This window comes from Bacillus inaquosorum, assembly GCF_023238325.1.
Classification (GTDB): domain Bacteria; phylum Bacillota; class Bacilli; order Bacillales; family Bacillaceae; genus Bacillus; species Bacillus inaquosorum.
The window spans coordinates 3,610,600-3,626,510 of sequence record NZ_CP096592.1 but is presented as its reverse complement, the minus strand read 5'-3'; the positions used below and the strand labels follow the sequence as shown (position 1 = coordinate 3,626,510).

The window sequence follows — 15,911 nt, the reverse complement described above, 5'->3', positions numbered from 1 at the left end:
AACCACGATGAGGAGCTGTAAAAATGCTTGTCAATTCAAAAGAAATCGTAATGAAAGAACTGCTCGATCGATATATGGACCAGCTTCATATGACTTGCACTTGCCAAGTATGTAAAAACGATGTATTGGCACTTTCTTTAAACAAAGTAAAGCCATCCTATGTCACTGATCTTAAAAAGATCGCATATACGAAAGCTGAGCTGGTAGATAAACAAAAAAACACGGCTATGCTTGTAATTTTGGCTGAATCTGCTGCTGTGGTATCAGAGAGTCCAAGCGATTTATGCCAAACGAAGCAGGAGGAGGCATTCATAAACTGATTTGTCTATTGTGCGATTCACAATTTTCTCAAGCTGTTACATGGAGCGCCCTTTTTTTATTAAAGCCTGACGAAAAGGTCTGTCATTCCTGCAGAAGCAAATTTAAGAAAATCACAGGACAAATCTGCACCTTGTGCGGCAGACCTCAATCCGTTCATGCGGTATGCAGAGATTGCAAGGTGTGGAAATCAAGGGTCAGTGCCAGTTTGCTGCTCCGCCAAAACCGTTCAGTTTACACATATAATGAAAGAATGAAAGAAACGCTTTCCCGTTTTAAATTTAGAGGAGATGCAGAAATCATAAATGCATTTAAAAGTGATTTTTCTTCAACCTTCTCAGAGGTTTACCCCGATAAGCATTTTGTTCTCGTTCCTATTCCGCTGAGCAAGGAACGGGAAGAAGAGCGCGGATTTAACCAGGCGCAGCTCCTGGCAGAATGCTTAGATCGGCCTATCCACCATCCCCTTATCCGCCTGAATAATGAGAAACAGTCTAAGAAAAAGAAAACAGAACGCCTGCTTTCGGAGCGTATTTTTGATACAAAAAACAACTCAACCGAAGGTATGAATATCATTTTAATAGACGATCTTTATACAACAGGCGCCACTTTGCATTTTGCAGCCCGCTGTTTATTAGAGAAAGGAAAAGCCCGTTCAGTGGCATCTTTTACCTTGATCAGAAGCTAAATGATTCTGTTTTTATGCCGATATAATCACTAGAAATTAACACAGGCATATTATCGAATAAGGAGAAAAAAGATGGGAGAACTGGCGAATTGTCCGAAATGCAATGCTTTATTTTTAAAAACAAAGCTGCAAACCGTATGTCAGGCGTGTATTAAGGAAGAAGAAAAATCATTTGAGATTGTATATAAGTTTTTAAGGAAACAGGAAAACAGGCAATCAACTTTGAGCCGCATAACCGAGGAAACAGGTGTAGAAGAAGAGCTGATATTGAAATTCATCAGACAAAAACGCATTCAAATCACTCATCTTCCCAATTTGGCATACCCTTGTGAAAGGTGCGGGACATCGATTCGGGAAGGCAAGTTCTGCAAGGCTTGTCAGTCCGATTTAAAGGCTCAAATGGATCATTTGGACCACGAGAACGCACTGAAAACAGAGAGAGAAAATAGTAAAAAAGACACATACTATGCCTATAATACCAAAAACAACTGATTCCCTAAACTAACTGAAAACGCAGTCGATAAAAGGGTTAGATTGTTTAAAGACTGCAACGGAAAGCGAGAGGAATCCTATGAAAATCAATCAATTTGGAACACAATCCGTTAATCCATACCAAAAAAATTATGAAAAGCAAGCGGTGCAAAAAACTGCTGCACAGCCTCAAGATAAAATTGAAATTTCATCACAGGCTAAAGAAATGCAAAATGCATCCGACGCAGTCACTGGTTCACGCCAGGAAAAAATTGCGCAGCTAAAAGCGCAAATTGAAAACGGGTCATACAAAGTAGACGCAAATCATGTAGCGAAAAATATGATTAATTTTTATAAAAAGCAATAAAAAAGGAGAAAGCCCATGTCAGCAAAGCCAATTATTGAACAATTGAAGCGACTTTGCGTTCTGCATGAACACCTGCTCATGCTGTCTGAGGAAAAGACGGAAGCGCTCAAAGGCGGTAAAACAAAAGAGCTTTCTAATATTTTGACAAAAGAGCAAAAATATATTCAAGCAATCGGACAGACAGAAGATGATCGGATCAAAGCAACTTCCGCCTTTCTCGGATACAGCGAAAATAACACCATTTCCGCATGTATCGCCAAAACCTCTGGCAGTGAAAAGGAAGAGCTGGAACAACTATATGAATCTCTTTCTAAAGTTCTCGGACGTCTGAAAGAAGTGAATGAGATGAATAGGCAGCTGACGAGAGACGCGCTGCAATTCATCTCTATTTCATACGATACGCTGGTTCCTAAGGAAAACAACTTCAATTATAGTAAATCAATTAAAGCTGAGCTTCCGAAGAGCAGCCGAATGAAACTATTTGATTCAAAAGCTTAGCAGAAAGGAATTCAGAATATGACATCTACCTTTATGGGGCTTGAAACTGCAAGGCGGGCGTTAAGCGCTCAGCAGGCAGCGTTAAGCACTACTGCAAATAACGTGGCAAATGCCAATACTGATGGTTATACAAGACAGCGAGTCTCATTAGAGGCAACTGACTATTTCCCTGCTGTATCCAAAAACGCAGAAAAAACAGCAGGGCAAATGGGAACCGGTGTACAAGGGAAGTCAGTTGAGAGAATAAGAGATATCTTTCTTGACTACCAATACCGTCTTCAAAACAACAGTGCCGGATACTACGACACGAAAGCTAAAGCTCTGTCCCAAATGGAAGGCATCTTAAATGAGACGGATGACAGCGGCTTAAACAGTGTGCTCAATTCGTTTTGGAATTCCCTGCAGGAATTATCGAATAATACAAACGAAGACAGCGCGCGTTCTGTTGTTGCTCAAAAAGGGAAAGCTGTAGCAGAAACGTTTAATTATATTTCTGAATCACTTACAAATGTTCAATCGAACTTAAAAGCAGAGCTAGATACGACTGTGTTGGATGTCAATTCTCTGCTTTCTCAATTAAATAGTTTAAATAAACAAATTGCACAAGTAGAACCGGTCGGGCTTCTTCCGAATGGTTTATATGATCAGCGAGATTTGCTGATAGATAAATTATCCTCAATGGTTGATATCAAGGTCAGTTACAACAAATCAGGCGGGAATGCGCTTGCTTCTGCTGAAGGGACTGTTTCCATTGAAATCCTTGATAAGAATAAACAGTCTCTGGGAACTGTTTTGGACGGTAAAAATTACGAGGTTTCAGAACTTGCAGCCAACTATGATAATGAAACTGGGTTAGTATCAAGTATTTCAATCGGAGACACTGCTGTACAGGCTGAGTCATTCAGCAGTAAGGGATCCCTTTTAGGATTTATAGAGTCTTACGGGTATGTAACAGCAGACGGCCAAGAAAAGGGCATATACCCGGAAATGCTTTCTGACCTTGATAATATGGCGCTTGAATTCGCAAAAGCTTTTAATGAGGTGCACAGAAATGGTTTGACCAAGAGCGGCGAACAAGGCGGGGCCTTTTTTGATTTTACCAGCGGTGAAACTGCAAAAGGAGCAGCAGGCAAAATTAAAGTCGCTGACAGCATATTAGATTCAAAAGGCGCAAACATTGCTTTCTCACTGACTGGCGCAGCCAACGATAATTCAAATGCAACAAATTTAGCGAACGTTTTAACCGGTGATATAACCATTAATGGTAAAAAAACAAGTGTGTTAGATTACTATGCAGGACTGATTGGCGAGCTTGGAATTAAAGCACAAGAAGCTAATCGCCTGGCGTCTAATACAGAAACACAGCTGAATGATGCTGACATAAACCGTCAGCAAATGAGTGCTGTTTCTTTAGACGAAGAAATGACGAATATGATTCAATTCCAACACGCATACAATGCTGCTGCGAGAATGGTCACTTTACAAGACGAAATACTCGATAAAGTGATCAATGGCATGGGTGTCGGAGGAAGGTAGGTAGATCAAATGAGAGTAACACAAGGCATGATTCAGCAAAACTCATTGAGATATATCGGTTCAAGCTACTCGAAGCTGGATAAACTTCAATCACAGATTTCATCAGGGAAAAAAATCTCAAAAGCGTCCGACGATCCTGTAGTAGCAATGAAAAGCTTAAAATATAATACGCAATTGTCTCAAGTGCAGCAATATCAAAGTAATGCTTCTCAGGCCTTTACATGGCTCGAAAACACAGAGACGAACATTACTGAAGGAATTGACATTTTATCAAAAGTCAAAGAATTAGCTGTTCAAGCTCAAAATGACACAAATGGTGAAGCGGAGCGGCAAGCAATTGGTGTAGAAGTGAAGCAGTTAAAGGAACAGCTTTTAAATATTGCGAATACACAAGTGAACGGCAGATATATCTTTAATGGCACAAACTCAGACAAGCCTCCCGTTACAGATAACGGAGACGGAACTTTTACAATCTCTGATACTGCTGATGTCATTGTCAATATCTCTAATAATATGACATTAAAAGTGAATTCAGATCCAAAGTCAGCTTTTGGGGGCACTTCTGAAAGCGGACAGAATGTGTTTGAAATGCTTGACTCATTTGAGAAAGCACTTAGTTCAGGTTCACTAGATGGCATGGATAGCGTTTTAAATGATATTGATCAATTTTCTGAGGGCATGAGTGCTGAACGTTCTGATCTTGGAGCGAGGTATAATCGTCTTGAACTGATTAATACAAGACTCTCAGCTCAGGAAGAAACAGCTACAAAAGTGTTATCAGACAATGAAGATGTAGAACTGGAAGAAGTAATAACGGAATTTATTGCGCAGCAAAGCGTGCATAGGGCTACTCTGGCTGTAAATGCGCAAATTGTTCAGCCTACATTGATTGACTTTTTAAAGTAAGCGGCTCTCAGGAGTTCGCTTTTTTTTATAGTTTAGGAGGTAGAGTGATGCAAATTCCCAGATTGATTATGCATAGTGTTCAAGGGAAAATTGGTTTAACAACGACGCCTGCCAGCTTAAAAATGGAGCAGCCACAAGCCGATTTAGATATCGAACAGCCAAGCGCTGAAATGGAAATATCAGTGACACCTGGAAAACTCACGATTGACCAAACGCAAGCATGGGAAGAATTAGACAGAAAACATATATTCAAAAGAATCGAAGAAGCCGCCCAGCAAGGACATGAGGATGTCATGGAGGGAATAGCCCGCACTGCAGAAGAAGGGGACGAGCTTATGAGAATTGAAAATAAGGGGAACCCAATCGCTTCACAAGCAAAGAGGAACTCTGAGATGCACCAACTTCAATTAGGCGAAAATTATGCTCCTTCTCTTTCAAGGGTGAAAATACAATATACCCCGTCACAGCTTGATATTCAGATTACGCCGCGAAAGCCTGTTATTCAGGCTGAACCGCATAAACCAATTGTTGAATATACGCCGGGGAACGTTAAGGTTGACATGCTCCAATATCCTGATTTAAATATAGATGTAGAATACCCGAAAGAATAACTAGAAAAGTAAAAAGAAAAGGATCGTGAACAATGATCATTCATACTAAGTACCATGGCCAAATGAACGTAAAAGAAGAACAAATCATTCTTTTTGAAAACGGGATTCCAGGCTTTTTAGAAGAAAAACAGTTCGTCATTCTTCCGCTTTCAGAAGACTCTCCATTCGTGGCACTGCAGTCCGTCACTTCAGAAAATCTTGCGTTCATCGTTGTAAGTCCGTTCATCTTTTTTAAGAATTATGAGTTTGACCTTGATGAATCAACTGCTGAACTTTTGGATATCGATAATATTGAAGACGTAGAAGTCATGACAATCTTGACCATGGCAGAGCCATTCGAAAAATCTACTGCCAATTTATTGGCCCCCATTATTGTGAATCGCAAGAACATGATGGCTAAGCAAGTCGTTTTACACGACTCCTCATATACGACAAAACATCCGATTGGAGGAGAATCATGCTAGTTTTATCGCGGAAAATAAATGAAGCGATTCAAATAGGTGCTGATATTGAAGTAAAAGTGATTGCGGTTGAGGGTGATCAAGTGAAACTTGGAATTGAAGCCCCAAAGCATATTGATATTCACAGGAAAGAAATTTACTTGACCATTCAGGAAGAAAATAACCGTGCAGCAGCGTTATCCAGCGATGTGATCTCCGCATTATCCTCACAAAAAAAGTGAGGATTTTTTTATTTTTGTATTAACAAAATCAGAGACAATCCGATATTAATGATGTAGCCGGAAGGAGACGCAAAAGACTCCGCCAGTTACAAAAAAGTGAGGCACAAGGACGTGCCAAAAAACATATTCAGGGAGGAACAAAACAATGAGAATTAACCACAATATCGCAGCACTTAACACACTGAACCGTTTATCTTCAAACAACGGTGCAGCACAAAAGAACATGGAAAAACTTTCTTCAGGTCTTCGTATCAACCGTGCTGGAGATGACGCAGCAGGTCTTGCGATCTCTGAAAAAATGAGAGGACAAATCAGAGGTCTTGATATGGCTTCTAAAAACTCTCAAGACGGAATCTCTCTTATCCAAACAGCTGAGGGTGCATTGACTGAAACTCATGCGATCCTTCAACGTATGCGTGAACTTACTGTTCAAGCTGGTAACACTGGGACACAGCAACCTGAAGATTTAACTGCAATTAAAGATGAAATGGATGCTTTAACTGAAGAGATCGATGGTATCTCTCAACGTACTGAATTTAACGGAAAAAAACTTTTAGACGGTAGTGTAACAGCAGGATTTACATTCCAAATTGGTGCAAATGCTACCCAAAATATTAATGTTACAATTGGCAATATGGATGCAACAACTTTAGGAGTAAAAGGTATCGATGTGTCATCAGCTACTTTTAGTTTTGACACTGAGATCGCTAAAATCGATACTGCAATTACAAGTGTTTCAAGCCAACGTTCAAAACTTGGTGCGGTACAAAACCGTTTAGAGCACACAATCAACAACCTTGGTGCTTCTTCTGAAAACTTAACAGCTGCTGAGTCTCGTATCCGTGACGTTGACATGGCTAAAGAAATGAGCGAGTTCACAAAGAACAACATTCTTTCTCAAGCTTCTCAAGCTATGCTTGCTCAAGCGAACCAACAGCCTCAAAACGTACTTCAATTGTTACGTTAATTTTAAAAAGGACCTTGGCGTTTGCCAGGGTCTTTTACTTTATATTTCTAACTCCGAATCATTCCCCATGCTGTCACTAACTCATGATATAATAACCGGATTCTCCACGAACTTTTTATAAATGTATTTCCAAACAAGAAATCTAAAACGGATGAGTTTTTTTCCAAAAATATGTGTAATCTTATCTCGACTTAGTCGATATAAACGATAGATTGGGGCATAGGGGATGATCAATTGAATATTGAAAGGCTCACTACGTTACAACCTGTTTGGGATCGTTATGATACTCAAATACAGAATCAGAAAGATCATGAGAGTGAGGTTCCTGTTCATCAAGTTTCATATACCCGTCTTGCTGAAATGGTAGGGGAAATGAACAAGCTTTTGGAACCTTCGCAAGTTCACCTGAAGTTTGAGCTTCATGAGAAGTTAAATGAATACTTTGTAAAAGTAATAGAGGACTCTACAAATGAAGTCATCCGCGAAATACCGCCAAAACGGTGGCTTGATTTTTATGCGGCTATGACTGAATTTCTTGGATTATTTGTAGATGAAAAAAAGTAGATTAGGAGTGGTTTGAAATGGTCACGAGAATAACGGGTCTGGCGTCAGGAATGGATATAGATGATATCGTATCAAAGCTGATGCAGACAGAAAGAGCACCGCTTGATAAGCTGACACAAAAAAAGCAGACTCTTGAATGGCAGCGTGATAGCTATCGTGAAGTAAACTCAAAAATAAAAGAATTGCAAGATTATATGTCTAAAAATACGCTGACATACCCGAGTACGTATCAGAGCAAAACTGTGACAAGCTCCAATGAGTCTGTGTTAACTGCTACAGGAACTGCAAGTGCAGCAAACTCTTCATCTACTATTGAAGTAGCAAGTTTGGCAACTTCGGCCACATATAAGGCAAATAATTATACGGGATACACACAAGGCGATTATAATTTGGCATTTAACGTGGTTGCGCCTGGTGAGACAACGGCAAAAACAGTAAACATCAATGTGACGAGCGCTGATACGATTGATAATGTGATTTCTAAAATTAACAGCTCAGATCTAGGAGTATCAGCATTTAAAGATAAAATTTGGAATGGTACAGAGTATGTGGAAACGATTGCATTTTCTTCTAAAGCAACAGGCGCAGGAGGCAGCATACAGGCAGCAGACTCGGCTACAGCAGATTTTATGTCCGGCCAGCTTGGTTTTTCTTTGGGCGCTGATAATAAGCTCACTGCTTATAAAGAAGGAACAAATGCAAAAGTCACAATCAACGGCTTTGAAATGGAAAAGCTGACAAACAACTTTACGGTTAATGGCGTTACCTATTCGATCAAAAATACAACTGCTGCCACTGGCCCTGTTACCACATCTGTTTCGACTGATGTTGACGGGATTTACAACCAAATTAAAGAGTTTGTAGATAAATACAATGAGTTGGTTGACAGCCTGAATGAAAAGCTGCGAGAAGAAAAATACAGAGACTATGCGCCGCTGACGAGTGAACAAAAAGAAGCAATGTCCGATAAAGAGGTAGAACTCTGGGAAGAGAAGGCAAAAAGCGGTTTGCTGAGAAATGATACTAGCATCAGCACCGGTACGAACCAAATGCGGACTGATTTTTATTCTCAAGTTAATGCGGATGGAAAAACCTATCAATTAACTGAATTTGGCATCACAACGTCAGGTGCTTACCAATTGCGGGGACATCTAGAGATTAATGAAGACAAACTGAAAGCTAAAATACAAGAAGATCCGCAAAGTGTCGCCGCTTTATTTACAAGCGGGTCGAACAGCAGCGCTTATAGTGATAAAGGGATTATGAAACGCATCGGTGACACACTGAAAAGTACAGTGAAAAGCATTGAAGCAAAAGCCGGTAACTCGACAATGGGAACCAATGACTACTCAATCGGTAAAAATTTAAAGACGATCAGTACGGATATCACCAAAATGCAGGACCGATTGAATACTATAGAAAACCGCTATTATAAAAAATTCAGTGCAATGGATTCTGCGATTCAAAAGATGAACGAACAAGCGTCCTATTTATCACAGCTTCTTGTACAATAAATGTAATTTGGAGGATGACACATGGCGATCCAAAATCCTTATACAGCCTATCAGCAAAATTCAGTAAATACCGCTACACCCGGTGAACTGACGCTTATGCTGTATAATGGCTGTTTGAAATTTATAAGACTTGCATCTCAGGCGATTGAGAATGATGATATGGAACGTAAAAATGAAAATCTGATTAAAGCGCAAAATATCATTCAGGAATTAAATTTTACACTTAACCGTAACATAGAGCTTTCCGGTTCCATGGGTGCGATGTACGATTATATGTATCGAAGATTGGTACAGGCAAATATCAAAAATGATACGAGTATGCTGGCTGAGGTTGAAGGTTATGTAACAGATTTTCGCGATGCTTGGAAACAAGCTATGCAAAGTGAACGGAAGGACCGGCACGGATCAGGCGGGATCGCATGAAAAACATAGATCAACTATACACTGAGACGAAGAGTATGCTGTCACACATACAAGATACACCGGAAAGCGATGAACTTTTAAAGCAAATTGAAGACTTTGTTGCTAAACGGTCTGAACTTATTCAGGAGATATCTCTGCCGCTTTCAGAAGAGGAACAAAAGCAGATGAAGCTAGTCCTGACATGGGATCAGCAAATTGTGAAGGAAATGGAGAGACTGAAGCAGTCAATCGCAGCAGAACTCCAGCAGGTAAAAAGAAAACGTGCGATGCATACGACGTATTTAAATCCTTATAACAACATCACGATTGACGGCAGATATTATGACAAGCGTAAATAGGTGAGTGTCTTGAAAAGCATTGAAGATTATTCGCTTTTATCAGCTTATTATCATCTTCTTTTTACCATTGAGGAAGGGCTGTGTTATTTGATAGAGGCTGAACAGAATTTATCAAAAACAGAAGGGGATCGGATCTACCAAGATCTGATCCAAGCCTTTTTTCATTTGGATTCAACACATTCAACACTTCTCTTTGTTATGAATACGCGGTGCGCTGAAATTTGCGTTAAAGCATTTGACGAAATTTTTGCGGAGTTTGATCAATTGGTTTCTTTCTCTTTTCCCTCCCAGGAGTTCTGTGAGTATTTAAAAGAACATTTTTTGATTCATTATAGAAAATGGATGATGTCCATTCATAAATGCATGGAGCCCTTTGTAATCAATTAGGCGAGGGTGAGGTATTTGTTTCGTACCATCAGCATATACATATACCTCCGAACCGCTGATATAGCAGCAAATACAACACAATTCGACAAAGTTCACTGAATTTTCACAAAAAGTTTACGTTTCAGCAGGAATTGTAAAGGGTAAAGGAGAAATAGATACATATCCTTAATAAAAGGGAGGCGTTCTTTGATGAACTATAACATCAGAGGAGAAAATATTGAAGTGACACCCGCGTTAAAGGATCATGTCGAGAAGAAGATCGGCAAGCTGGAGCGTTATTTTGATCATAGCGTGAATGCCGATGTGAACGTCAACTTGAAGTTTTACAATGACAAGGAGTCTAAAGTTGAGGTTACGATTCCGATGACAGATCTGGCGCTTCGGTCCGAGGTGCATAACGAGGATATGTACAACGCAATTGATCTCGCAACAAACAAACTGGAACGTCAAATTCGTAAGCATAAAACGAAAGTAAACCGTAAATTCCGTGAGCAGGGCTCTCCAAAATATTTATTGGCAAACGGCCTTGACTCTGATACAGATATTGCGGTTCAGGATGAAATAGAAGAGGATGAGAGCTTGGACATTGTCCGTCAGAAACGCTTTAATTTAAAGCCGATGGATAGTGAAGAAGCGATCTTGCAAATGAATATGCTCGGCCATAATTTCTTTGTTTTCACAAATGCGGAAACAAACCTTACAAATGTCGTGTACCGCAGAAATGATGGGAAATATGGCTTGATTGAACCGACTGAATAATAAAGAGCAGCCTTCCGTGATGTCCGCGGAAGGTTTTTGTTTTTCTTATTTGCAAATTCTTTGGAAATAACAAAAGGTATGATATGATAATGAGAGGTATACATGGACTAGTAAATTATTTATACATGTCTGCAAAAACAGGCATGTGAAGATAGAGGAGCGTTATAAATGCTTGGAATTTTAAATAAAATGTTTGATCCAACAAAACGTACGCTGAATAGATACGAAAAAATAGCTAACGATATTGATGCGATTCGCGGAGACTATGAAAATCTCTCTGACGACGCGCTGAAACATAAAACAATTGAATTTAAAGAGCGCCTTGAAAAAGGAGCGACAACTGATGATCTTCTTGTTGAAGCATTTGCTGTTGTTCGGGAAGCTTCGCGCCGCGTAACCGGCATGTTTCCGTTCAAAGTCCAGCTCATGGGGGGCGTGGCGCTTCATGACGGAAATATCGCGGAAATGAAAACAGGGGAAGGGAAAACGTTAACGTCTACTCTGCCTGTTTATTTAAATGCGTTAACAGGTAAAGGCGTACACGTCGTGACTGTCAACGAATATTTGGCAAGCCGTGATGCTGAGCAGATGGGGAAAATTTTCGAGTTTCTCGGTTTGACTGTCGGCTTGAATTTAAACTCAATGTCAAAAGACGAAAAACGGGAAGCTTATGCTGCTGACATTACTTACTCCACAAACAACGAGCTTGGCTTCGATTATTTGCGTGACAATATGGTTCTATATAAAGAGCAGATGGTTCAGCGCCCGCTTCATTTTGCGGTAATAGATGAAGTTGACTCTATTTTAGTCGATGAAGCGAGAACACCGCTTATCATTTCTGGACAAGCTGCGAAATCCACTAAGCTGTACGTGCAGGCAAATGCTTTTGTCCGTACGTTAAAAGCAGAGGAGGATTATACGTATGATATCAAAACAAAAGCTGTTCAGCTTACTGAAGAAGGAATGACGAAGGCGGAAAAAGCATTCGGCATCGATAACCTGTTTGATGTGAGGCATGTCGCGCTCAACCACCATATCAACCAGTCCTTAAAAGCTCACGTTGCGATGCAAAAGGACGTTGACTATGTAGTGGAAGACGGACAGGTTGTTATTGTTGATTCCTTCACGGGACGTCTGATGAAAGGCCGCCGCTACAGTGAGGGGCTTCACCAGGCGATTGAAGCGAAGGAAGGGCTTGAAATTCAAAATGAGAGCATGACCTTGGCGACGATTACGTTCCAAAACTACTTCCGGATGTACGAAAAGCTTGCCGGTATGACGGGTACAGCTAAGACAGAGGAAGAGGAATTCCGCAACATCTACAACATGCAGGTTGTCACAATTCCTACTAACCAGCCTGTTGTCCGTGACGACCGTCCGGATTTAATTTACCGTACGATGGAAGGAAAGTTTAAGGCGGTTGCGGAGGATGTCGCACAGCGCTATATGACGGGACAGCCTGTTCTTGTCGGTACGGTTGCTGTTGAAACGTCTGAGCTGATCTCTAAGCTGCTCAAAAACAAAGGGATCCCACATCAAGTATTAAACGCCAAAAACCATGAACGTGAAGCGCAGATCATTGAAGAGGCCGGCCAAAAAGGCGCAGTTACGATTGCGACAAACATGGCGGGGCGCGGAACGGACATTAAGCTTGGCGAAGGTGTAAAAGAGCTTGGAGGCCTAGCTGTTGTCGGAACGGAACGCCATGAATCACGCCGGATTGACAACCAGCTCCGGGGACGTTCTGGACGTCAGGGAGACCCGGGGATCACTCAATTTTATCTTTCTATGGAAGATGAATTGATGCGCAGATTCGGAGCTGAGCGGACAATGGCGATGCTTGACCGCTTTGGTATGGATGATTCCACTCCGATTCAAAGCAAAATGGTATCCCGCGCGGTTGAATCGTCTCAAAAACGCGTGGAAGGAAATAACTTCGATTCGCGTAAACAGCTTCTGCAATATGATGACGTTCTCCGCCAGCAGCGCGAGGTCATTTATAAGCAGCGCTTTGAAGTCATCGACTCTGAAAACCTGCGTGAAATCGTTGAAAATATGATCAAGTCTTCTCTCGAACGGGCAATTGCTGCCTATACGCCAAGAGAAGAGCTTCCTGAGGAGTGGAAGCTTGACGGTCTCGTTGAGCTTGTCAACGCGACTTATCTTGATGAAGGCGCGCTTGAGAAGAGTGACATCTTCGGCAAAGAACCGGATGAAATGCATGAACTCATCATGGATCGCATCATGACCAAATATGATGAAAAAGAAGAAAAATTCGGCGAAGAACAAATGCGCGAATTCGAGAAAGTCATTGTCCTTCGCGCCGTCGATTCAAAATGGATGGACCATATCGATGCGATGGATCAGCTTCGCCAAGGGATTCACCTTCGTGCTTACGCGCAAACAAACCCGCTGCGTGAGTATCAAATGGAGGGCTTTGCGATGTTTGAGCATATGATTGAATCAATTGAGGACGAGGTCGCAAAATTTGTGATGAAAGCTGAGATTGAAAACAATCTGGAGCGCGAAGAGGTTGTACAAGGCCAAACGACGGCTCATCAGCCTCAGGAAGGCGATGAAAACAAAAAAGCGAAGAAAGCACCGGTTCGCAAAGTGGTTGATATCGGCAGAAATGCGCCATGCCACTGCGGAAGCGGGAAAAAATATAAAAATTGCTGCGGCCGGACTGAATAGTTCGCTCAGGCAAGGGTACTGACCGCGGCGCCTGTGGCGCCCGCGGATCTTTTAATGAGGTGAATGGAATGGAATTATCAGAAATCAGAGCAGAGCTCGAAAATATGGCTTCTCGTTTAGCGGACTTTAGGGGGTCTCTTTGACCTCGAATCAAAGGAGGCCCGCATTGCTGAGCTAGATGAACAAATGGCTGATCCGGAATTCTGGAATGATCAGCAGAAAGCCCAAACGGTCATAAATGAAGCAAATGGTTTAAAGGATTATGTCAATTCCTATAAAAAATTGAATGAATCCCATGAAGAACTGCAAATGACTCATGACCTTCTGAAAGAAGAGCCGGACCAGGATCTCCAGCTAGAGCTTGAGAAAGAGCTAAAGGCATTAACTAAGGAGTTCAACGAATTTGAGCTTCAGCTTCTTCTCAGTGAACCGTATGATAAAAACAACGCAATTTTGGAGCTGCACCCGGGTGCGGGCGGTACAGAGTCACAGGATTGGGGCTCTATGCTTCTCAGAATGTACACTAGATGGGCTGAGCGCCGCGGTTTTAAAGTGGAAACACTCGATTACCTTCCAGGTGATGAGGCCGGAATTAAGTCAGTCACATTGCTGATTAAAGGCCACAACGCTTACGGATATATCAAGGCGGAAAAAGGCGTTCATCGTCTTGTGCGGATTTCTCCGTTTGATTCTTCAGGCCGCCGCCATACATCATTCGTATCGTGTGAAGTCATGCCTGAATTTAACGATGAGATCGATATTGATATCCGTACGGAGGATATTAAAGTTGATACGTACCGTGCAAGCGGAGCGGGCGGACAGCACGTCAATACGACGGATTCAGCCGTTCGGATTACTCACTTGCCGACGAATGTGGTTGTGACGTGCCAAACGGAGCGCTCACAAATTAAAAACCGTGAAAGAGCCATGAAAATGCTGAAGGCCAAGCTGTATCAGCGCAGAATTGAAGAACAGCAAGCAGAGCTGGATGAAATCCGCGGTGAACAAAAAGAAATCGGCTGGGGCAGCCAAATCCGTTCTTACGTATTCCATCCGTATTCCATGGTAAAAGACCATCGGACCAATACAGAAATGGGTAACGTTCAAGCGGTAATGGACGGAGACATTGATACATTTATTGATGCTTACTTGCGTTCTAAGCTTTCATAAGCAGAAAACACACCTGATGTATACAGGTGTGTTTTTTAATTCCTTCATATCCTTGATTTCACTGCTGCTTTAGTATATTACCACTGTGTTTGAGTGTTATTTACATCTAATCAGGGAAGGATTAAAATGCTATCGGAGAGCATTGGAAGAAACGGAGGATATATGATGGATGTACGGAATCAAACACTTCGGGTTTTGCGGGATTATGTATACATATTAATAGGAGCAGCGATTACAGCCGTGTCCTTTAATGTATTTTTGCTTCCAAACAAGATTGCAGCCGGCGGTGTCAGCGGAATCAGTACGATTTTGCAGTCATATGGTTTTGAAGCAGCGTTTGTACAGTGGATTATTAATATTCCTTTATTTATTGCCGGTGTCATTTTGCTCGGCGGTAAATTTGGGCTTAAGACGCTTGCGGGTTCTGTTTTTTTGCCCCTTGTTGTGTTTTTGACAAGGGATATTCAGCCCGCCACCCATCATGAGCTCCTTGCAGCGATTTTTGGCGGTGTCGGCATTGGTGTGGGAATTGGCATTGTGTACTTAGGGAAAGGCTCGACGGGAGGAACGGCCTTGGCTGCACAGATCATTCATAAGTACTCCGGTCTGTCGCTGGGGACGTGTCTCGCAATCATTGACGGATTGATTGTCGTTACGGCTATGATCGTATTTAATATTGAGCAAGGCTTATATGCCATGCTTGGCGTCTTTGTGTCCAGCAAAACCATTGATGTCGTTCAAGTCGGCTTCAATCGTTCAAAAATGGCGCTCATTATTACAAAGCAGGAGCAGGCTGTCAAGGAGGCCGTTTTGCAGAAGATTGACAGAGGCGTGACGAAAATTTCCGCGGTCGGCGGATATACTGACGATGACCGCCCAATTTTAATGTGCGTGGTTGGGCAAACTGAATTCACCAAATTGAAACAAATCGTCAAACAGATTGATGAGTCAGCTTTTGTGATTGTGGCGGATGCAAGTGAGGTGCTGGGCGAGGGTTTCAAACGTGCTTAAACGAGGT

At 41.7% G+C, this 15,911-nt stretch carries 20 protein-coding genes; all 20 read left to right on the top strand.

Features of this window, described 5'->3' with window-relative positions; translation table 11 throughout:
* Positions 1 to 23: 23 nt before the first annotated feature.
* The 20 genes from comFB to M1M80_RS18325 all read left to right on the top strand — a co-directional run bounded on the left by comFB (position 24) and on the right by M1M80_RS18325 (position 15,904).
* A complete protein-coding gene (gene comFB / locus M1M80_RS18420; protein ID WP_003235460.1) occupies positions 24 to 320 on the top strand; it encodes a late competence protein ComFB in 297 nt (98 codons plus the stop codon).
* Positions 284 to 1,006, top strand: coding sequence for a ComF family protein (locus tag M1M80_RS18415; protein WP_060399597.1), 723 nt, complete (start codon positions 284 to 286; stop codon positions 1,004 to 1,006). The genes comFB and M1M80_RS18415 overlap by 37 nt, the downstream gene beginning before the upstream one ends.
* Positions 1,007 to 1,078: 72 nt before the next feature.
* Positions 1,079 to 1,498, top strand: coding sequence for a TIGR03826 family flagellar region protein (locus M1M80_RS18410; RefSeq protein WP_060399596.1), 420 nt, complete (start codon positions 1,079 to 1,081; stop codon positions 1,496 to 1,498).
* Positions 1,499 to 1,577: 79 nt separating this feature from the next.
* The gene (flgM, locus tag M1M80_RS18405) at positions 1,578 to 1,844 is read left to right on the top strand and encodes a flagellar biosynthesis anti-sigma factor FlgM (protein WP_003235453.1); all 267 of its coding nucleotides are present in this window, start codon (positions 1,578 to 1,580) and stop codon (positions 1,842 to 1,844) included.
* A 15-nt stretch (positions 1,845 to 1,859) separates the two neighbouring features.
* Complete coding sequence (flgN, locus tag M1M80_RS18400; protein WP_060399595.1) at positions 1,860 to 2,342, top strand: flagellar protein FlgN; 483 nt, start codon at positions 1,860 to 1,862, stop codon at positions 2,340 to 2,342.
* Positions 2,343 to 2,360: 18 nt separating this feature from the next.
* Positions 2,361 to 3,878: a flagellar hook-associated protein FlgK gene (gene flgK / locus M1M80_RS18395; RefSeq protein WP_060399594.1), complete on the top strand. Its 1,518-nt coding sequence runs from the start codon at positions 2,361 to 2,363 to the stop codon at positions 3,876 to 3,878.
* Between the two features lie 9 nt (positions 3,879 to 3,887).
* Positions 3,888 to 4,784, top strand: a complete 897-nt coding sequence (gene flgL, locus M1M80_RS18390; RefSeq protein ID WP_060399593.1) for a flagellar hook-associated protein FlgL — start codon at positions 3,888 to 3,890, stop codon at positions 4,782 to 4,784.
* 47 nt (positions 4,785 to 4,831) lie between these two features.
* Positions 4,832 to 5,395, top strand: coding sequence for a DUF6470 family protein (locus M1M80_RS18385; protein ID WP_060399592.1), 564 nt, complete (start codon positions 4,832 to 4,834; stop codon positions 5,393 to 5,395).
* Between the two features lie 32 nt (positions 5,396 to 5,427).
* Positions 5,428 to 5,859 carry a flagellar assembly protein FliW gene (gene fliW / locus M1M80_RS18380; protein WP_014115344.1) on the top strand — a complete coding sequence of 144 codons (432 nt, stop codon included), beginning with the start codon at positions 5,428 to 5,430 and terminating at the stop codon, positions 5,857 to 5,859.
* The gene (gene csrA / locus M1M80_RS18375; RefSeq protein ID WP_003235443.1) at positions 5,853 to 6,077 is read left to right on the top strand and encodes a carbon storage regulator CsrA; all 225 of its coding nucleotides are present in this window, start codon (positions 5,853 to 5,855) and stop codon (positions 6,075 to 6,077) included. Before fliW ends, csrA begins: the two co-directional genes overlap by 7 nt.
* Before the next feature lie 145 nt (positions 6,078 to 6,222).
* Positions 6,223 to 7,044 (top strand): flagellin Hag, encoded by an 822-nt coding sequence (gene hag / locus M1M80_RS18370; RefSeq protein ID WP_060399591.1) that lies wholly within the window; start codon positions 6,223 to 6,225, stop codon positions 7,042 to 7,044.
* Positions 7,045 to 7,278: 234 nt separating this feature from the next.
* A complete protein-coding gene (flaG, locus tag M1M80_RS18365) occupies positions 7,279 to 7,608 on the top strand; it encodes a flagellar protein FlaG (RefSeq protein WP_060399590.1) in 330 nt (109 codons plus the stop codon).
* A gap of 17 nt (positions 7,609 to 7,625) precedes the next feature.
* Positions 7,626 to 9,122 carry a flagellar hook-associated protein 2 gene (locus tag M1M80_RS18360; protein WP_060399589.1) on the top strand — a complete coding sequence of 499 codons (1,497 nt, stop codon included), beginning with the start codon at positions 7,626 to 7,628 and terminating at the stop codon, positions 9,120 to 9,122.
* A gap of 21 nt (positions 9,123 to 9,143) precedes the next feature.
* Positions 9,144 to 9,545, top strand: a complete 402-nt coding sequence (fliS, locus tag M1M80_RS18355) for a flagellar export chaperone FliS (RefSeq protein ID WP_003235439.1) — start codon at positions 9,144 to 9,146, stop codon at positions 9,543 to 9,545.
* Positions 9,542 to 9,883 (top strand): flagellar protein FliT, encoded by a 342-nt coding sequence (gene fliT / locus M1M80_RS18350; protein ID WP_003235438.1) that lies wholly within the window; start codon positions 9,542 to 9,544, stop codon positions 9,881 to 9,883. Before fliS ends, fliT begins: the two co-directional genes overlap by 4 nt.
* A 9-nt stretch (positions 9,884 to 9,892) precedes the next feature.
* Positions 9,893 to 10,270 (top strand): DUF8042 domain-containing protein, encoded by a 378-nt coding sequence (locus M1M80_RS18345; RefSeq protein ID WP_060399588.1) that lies wholly within the window; start codon positions 9,893 to 9,895, stop codon positions 10,268 to 10,270.
* 189 nt (positions 10,271 to 10,459) lie between these two features.
* Positions 10,460 to 11,029 (top strand): ribosome hibernation promotion factor, encoded by a 570-nt coding sequence (hpf, locus tag M1M80_RS18340; protein WP_003235436.1) that lies wholly within the window; start codon positions 10,460 to 10,462, stop codon positions 11,027 to 11,029.
* 168 nt (positions 11,030 to 11,197) lie between these two features.
* The gene (gene secA / locus M1M80_RS18335; RefSeq protein WP_060399587.1) at positions 11,198 to 13,723 is read left to right on the top strand and encodes a preprotein translocase subunit SecA; all 2,526 of its coding nucleotides are present in this window, start codon (positions 11,198 to 11,200) and stop codon (positions 13,721 to 13,723) included.
* A gap of 68 nt (positions 13,724 to 13,791) precedes the next feature.
* A protein-coding gene (gene prfB, locus M1M80_RS18330; protein ID WP_100206186.1) for a peptide chain release factor 2 occupies positions 13,792 to 14,893 on the top strand; the annotation gives its coding sequence in 2 pieces (ribosomal slippage) (positions 13,792 to 13,863 and positions 13,865 to 14,893; 1,101 coding nt in all).
* A gap of 165 nt (positions 14,894 to 15,058) precedes the next feature.
* Positions 15,059 to 15,904 carry a YitT family protein gene (locus M1M80_RS18325; RefSeq protein ID WP_019259595.1) on the top strand — a complete coding sequence of 282 codons (846 nt, stop codon included), beginning with the start codon at positions 15,059 to 15,061 and terminating at the stop codon, positions 15,902 to 15,904.
* Positions 15,905 to 15,911 lie beyond the last annotated feature (7 nt).

What these genes read in the sequence shown, in the direction of transcription:
- M1M80_RS18325 (WP_019259595.1), top strand. Translation starts at nt 15,059, where the DNA reads ATGGATGTACGGAATCAAACACTTCGGGTTTTGCGGGATTATGTATAC.
- flgM (WP_003235453.1), top strand. Translation starts at nt 1,578, where the DNA reads ATGAAAATCAATCAATTTGGAACACAATCCGTTAATCCATACCAAAAA.
- hpf (WP_003235436.1), top strand. Translation starts at nt 10,460, where the DNA reads ATGAACTATAACATCAGAGGAGAAAATATTGAAGTGACACCCGCGTTA.
- M1M80_RS18415 (WP_060399597.1), top strand. Translation starts at nt 284, where the DNA reads ATGCCAAACGAAGCAGGAGGAGGCATTCATAAACTGATTTGTCTATTG.
- fliW (WP_014115344.1), top strand. Translation starts at nt 5,428, where the DNA reads ATGATCATTCATACTAAGTACCATGGCCAAATGAACGTAAAAGAAGAA.
- csrA (WP_003235443.1), top strand. Translation starts at nt 5,853, where the DNA reads ATGCTAGTTTTATCGCGGAAAATAAATGAAGCGATTCAAATAGGTGCT.
- M1M80_RS18410 (WP_060399596.1), top strand. Translation starts at nt 1,079, where the DNA reads ATGGGAGAACTGGCGAATTGTCCGAAATGCAATGCTTTATTTTTAAAA.
- M1M80_RS18360 (WP_060399589.1), top strand. Translation starts at nt 7,626, where the DNA reads ATGGTCACGAGAATAACGGGTCTGGCGTCAGGAATGGATATAGATGAT.
- fliT (WP_003235438.1), top strand. Translation starts at nt 9,542, where the DNA reads ATGAAAAACATAGATCAACTATACACTGAGACGAAGAGTATGCTGTCA.
- hag (WP_060399591.1), top strand. Translation starts at nt 6,223, where the DNA reads ATGAGAATTAACCACAATATCGCAGCACTTAACACACTGAACCGTTTA.
- flgN (WP_060399595.1), top strand. Translation starts at nt 1,860, where the DNA reads ATGTCAGCAAAGCCAATTATTGAACAATTGAAGCGACTTTGCGTTCTG.
- fliS (WP_003235439.1), top strand. Translation starts at nt 9,144, where the DNA reads ATGGCGATCCAAAATCCTTATACAGCCTATCAGCAAAATTCAGTAAAT.
- M1M80_RS18385 (WP_060399592.1), top strand. Translation starts at nt 4,832, where the DNA reads ATGCAAATTCCCAGATTGATTATGCATAGTGTTCAAGGGAAAATTGGT.
- flgL (WP_060399593.1), top strand. Translation starts at nt 3,888, where the DNA reads ATGAGAGTAACACAAGGCATGATTCAGCAAAACTCATTGAGATATATC.
- secA (WP_060399587.1), top strand. Translation starts at nt 11,198, where the DNA reads ATGCTTGGAATTTTAAATAAAATGTTTGATCCAACAAAACGTACGCTG.
- comFB (WP_003235460.1), top strand. Translation starts at nt 24, where the DNA reads ATGCTTGTCAATTCAAAAGAAATCGTAATGAAAGAACTGCTCGATCGA.
- flgK (WP_060399594.1), top strand. Translation starts at nt 2,361, where the DNA reads ATGACATCTACCTTTATGGGGCTTGAAACTGCAAGGCGGGCGTTAAGC.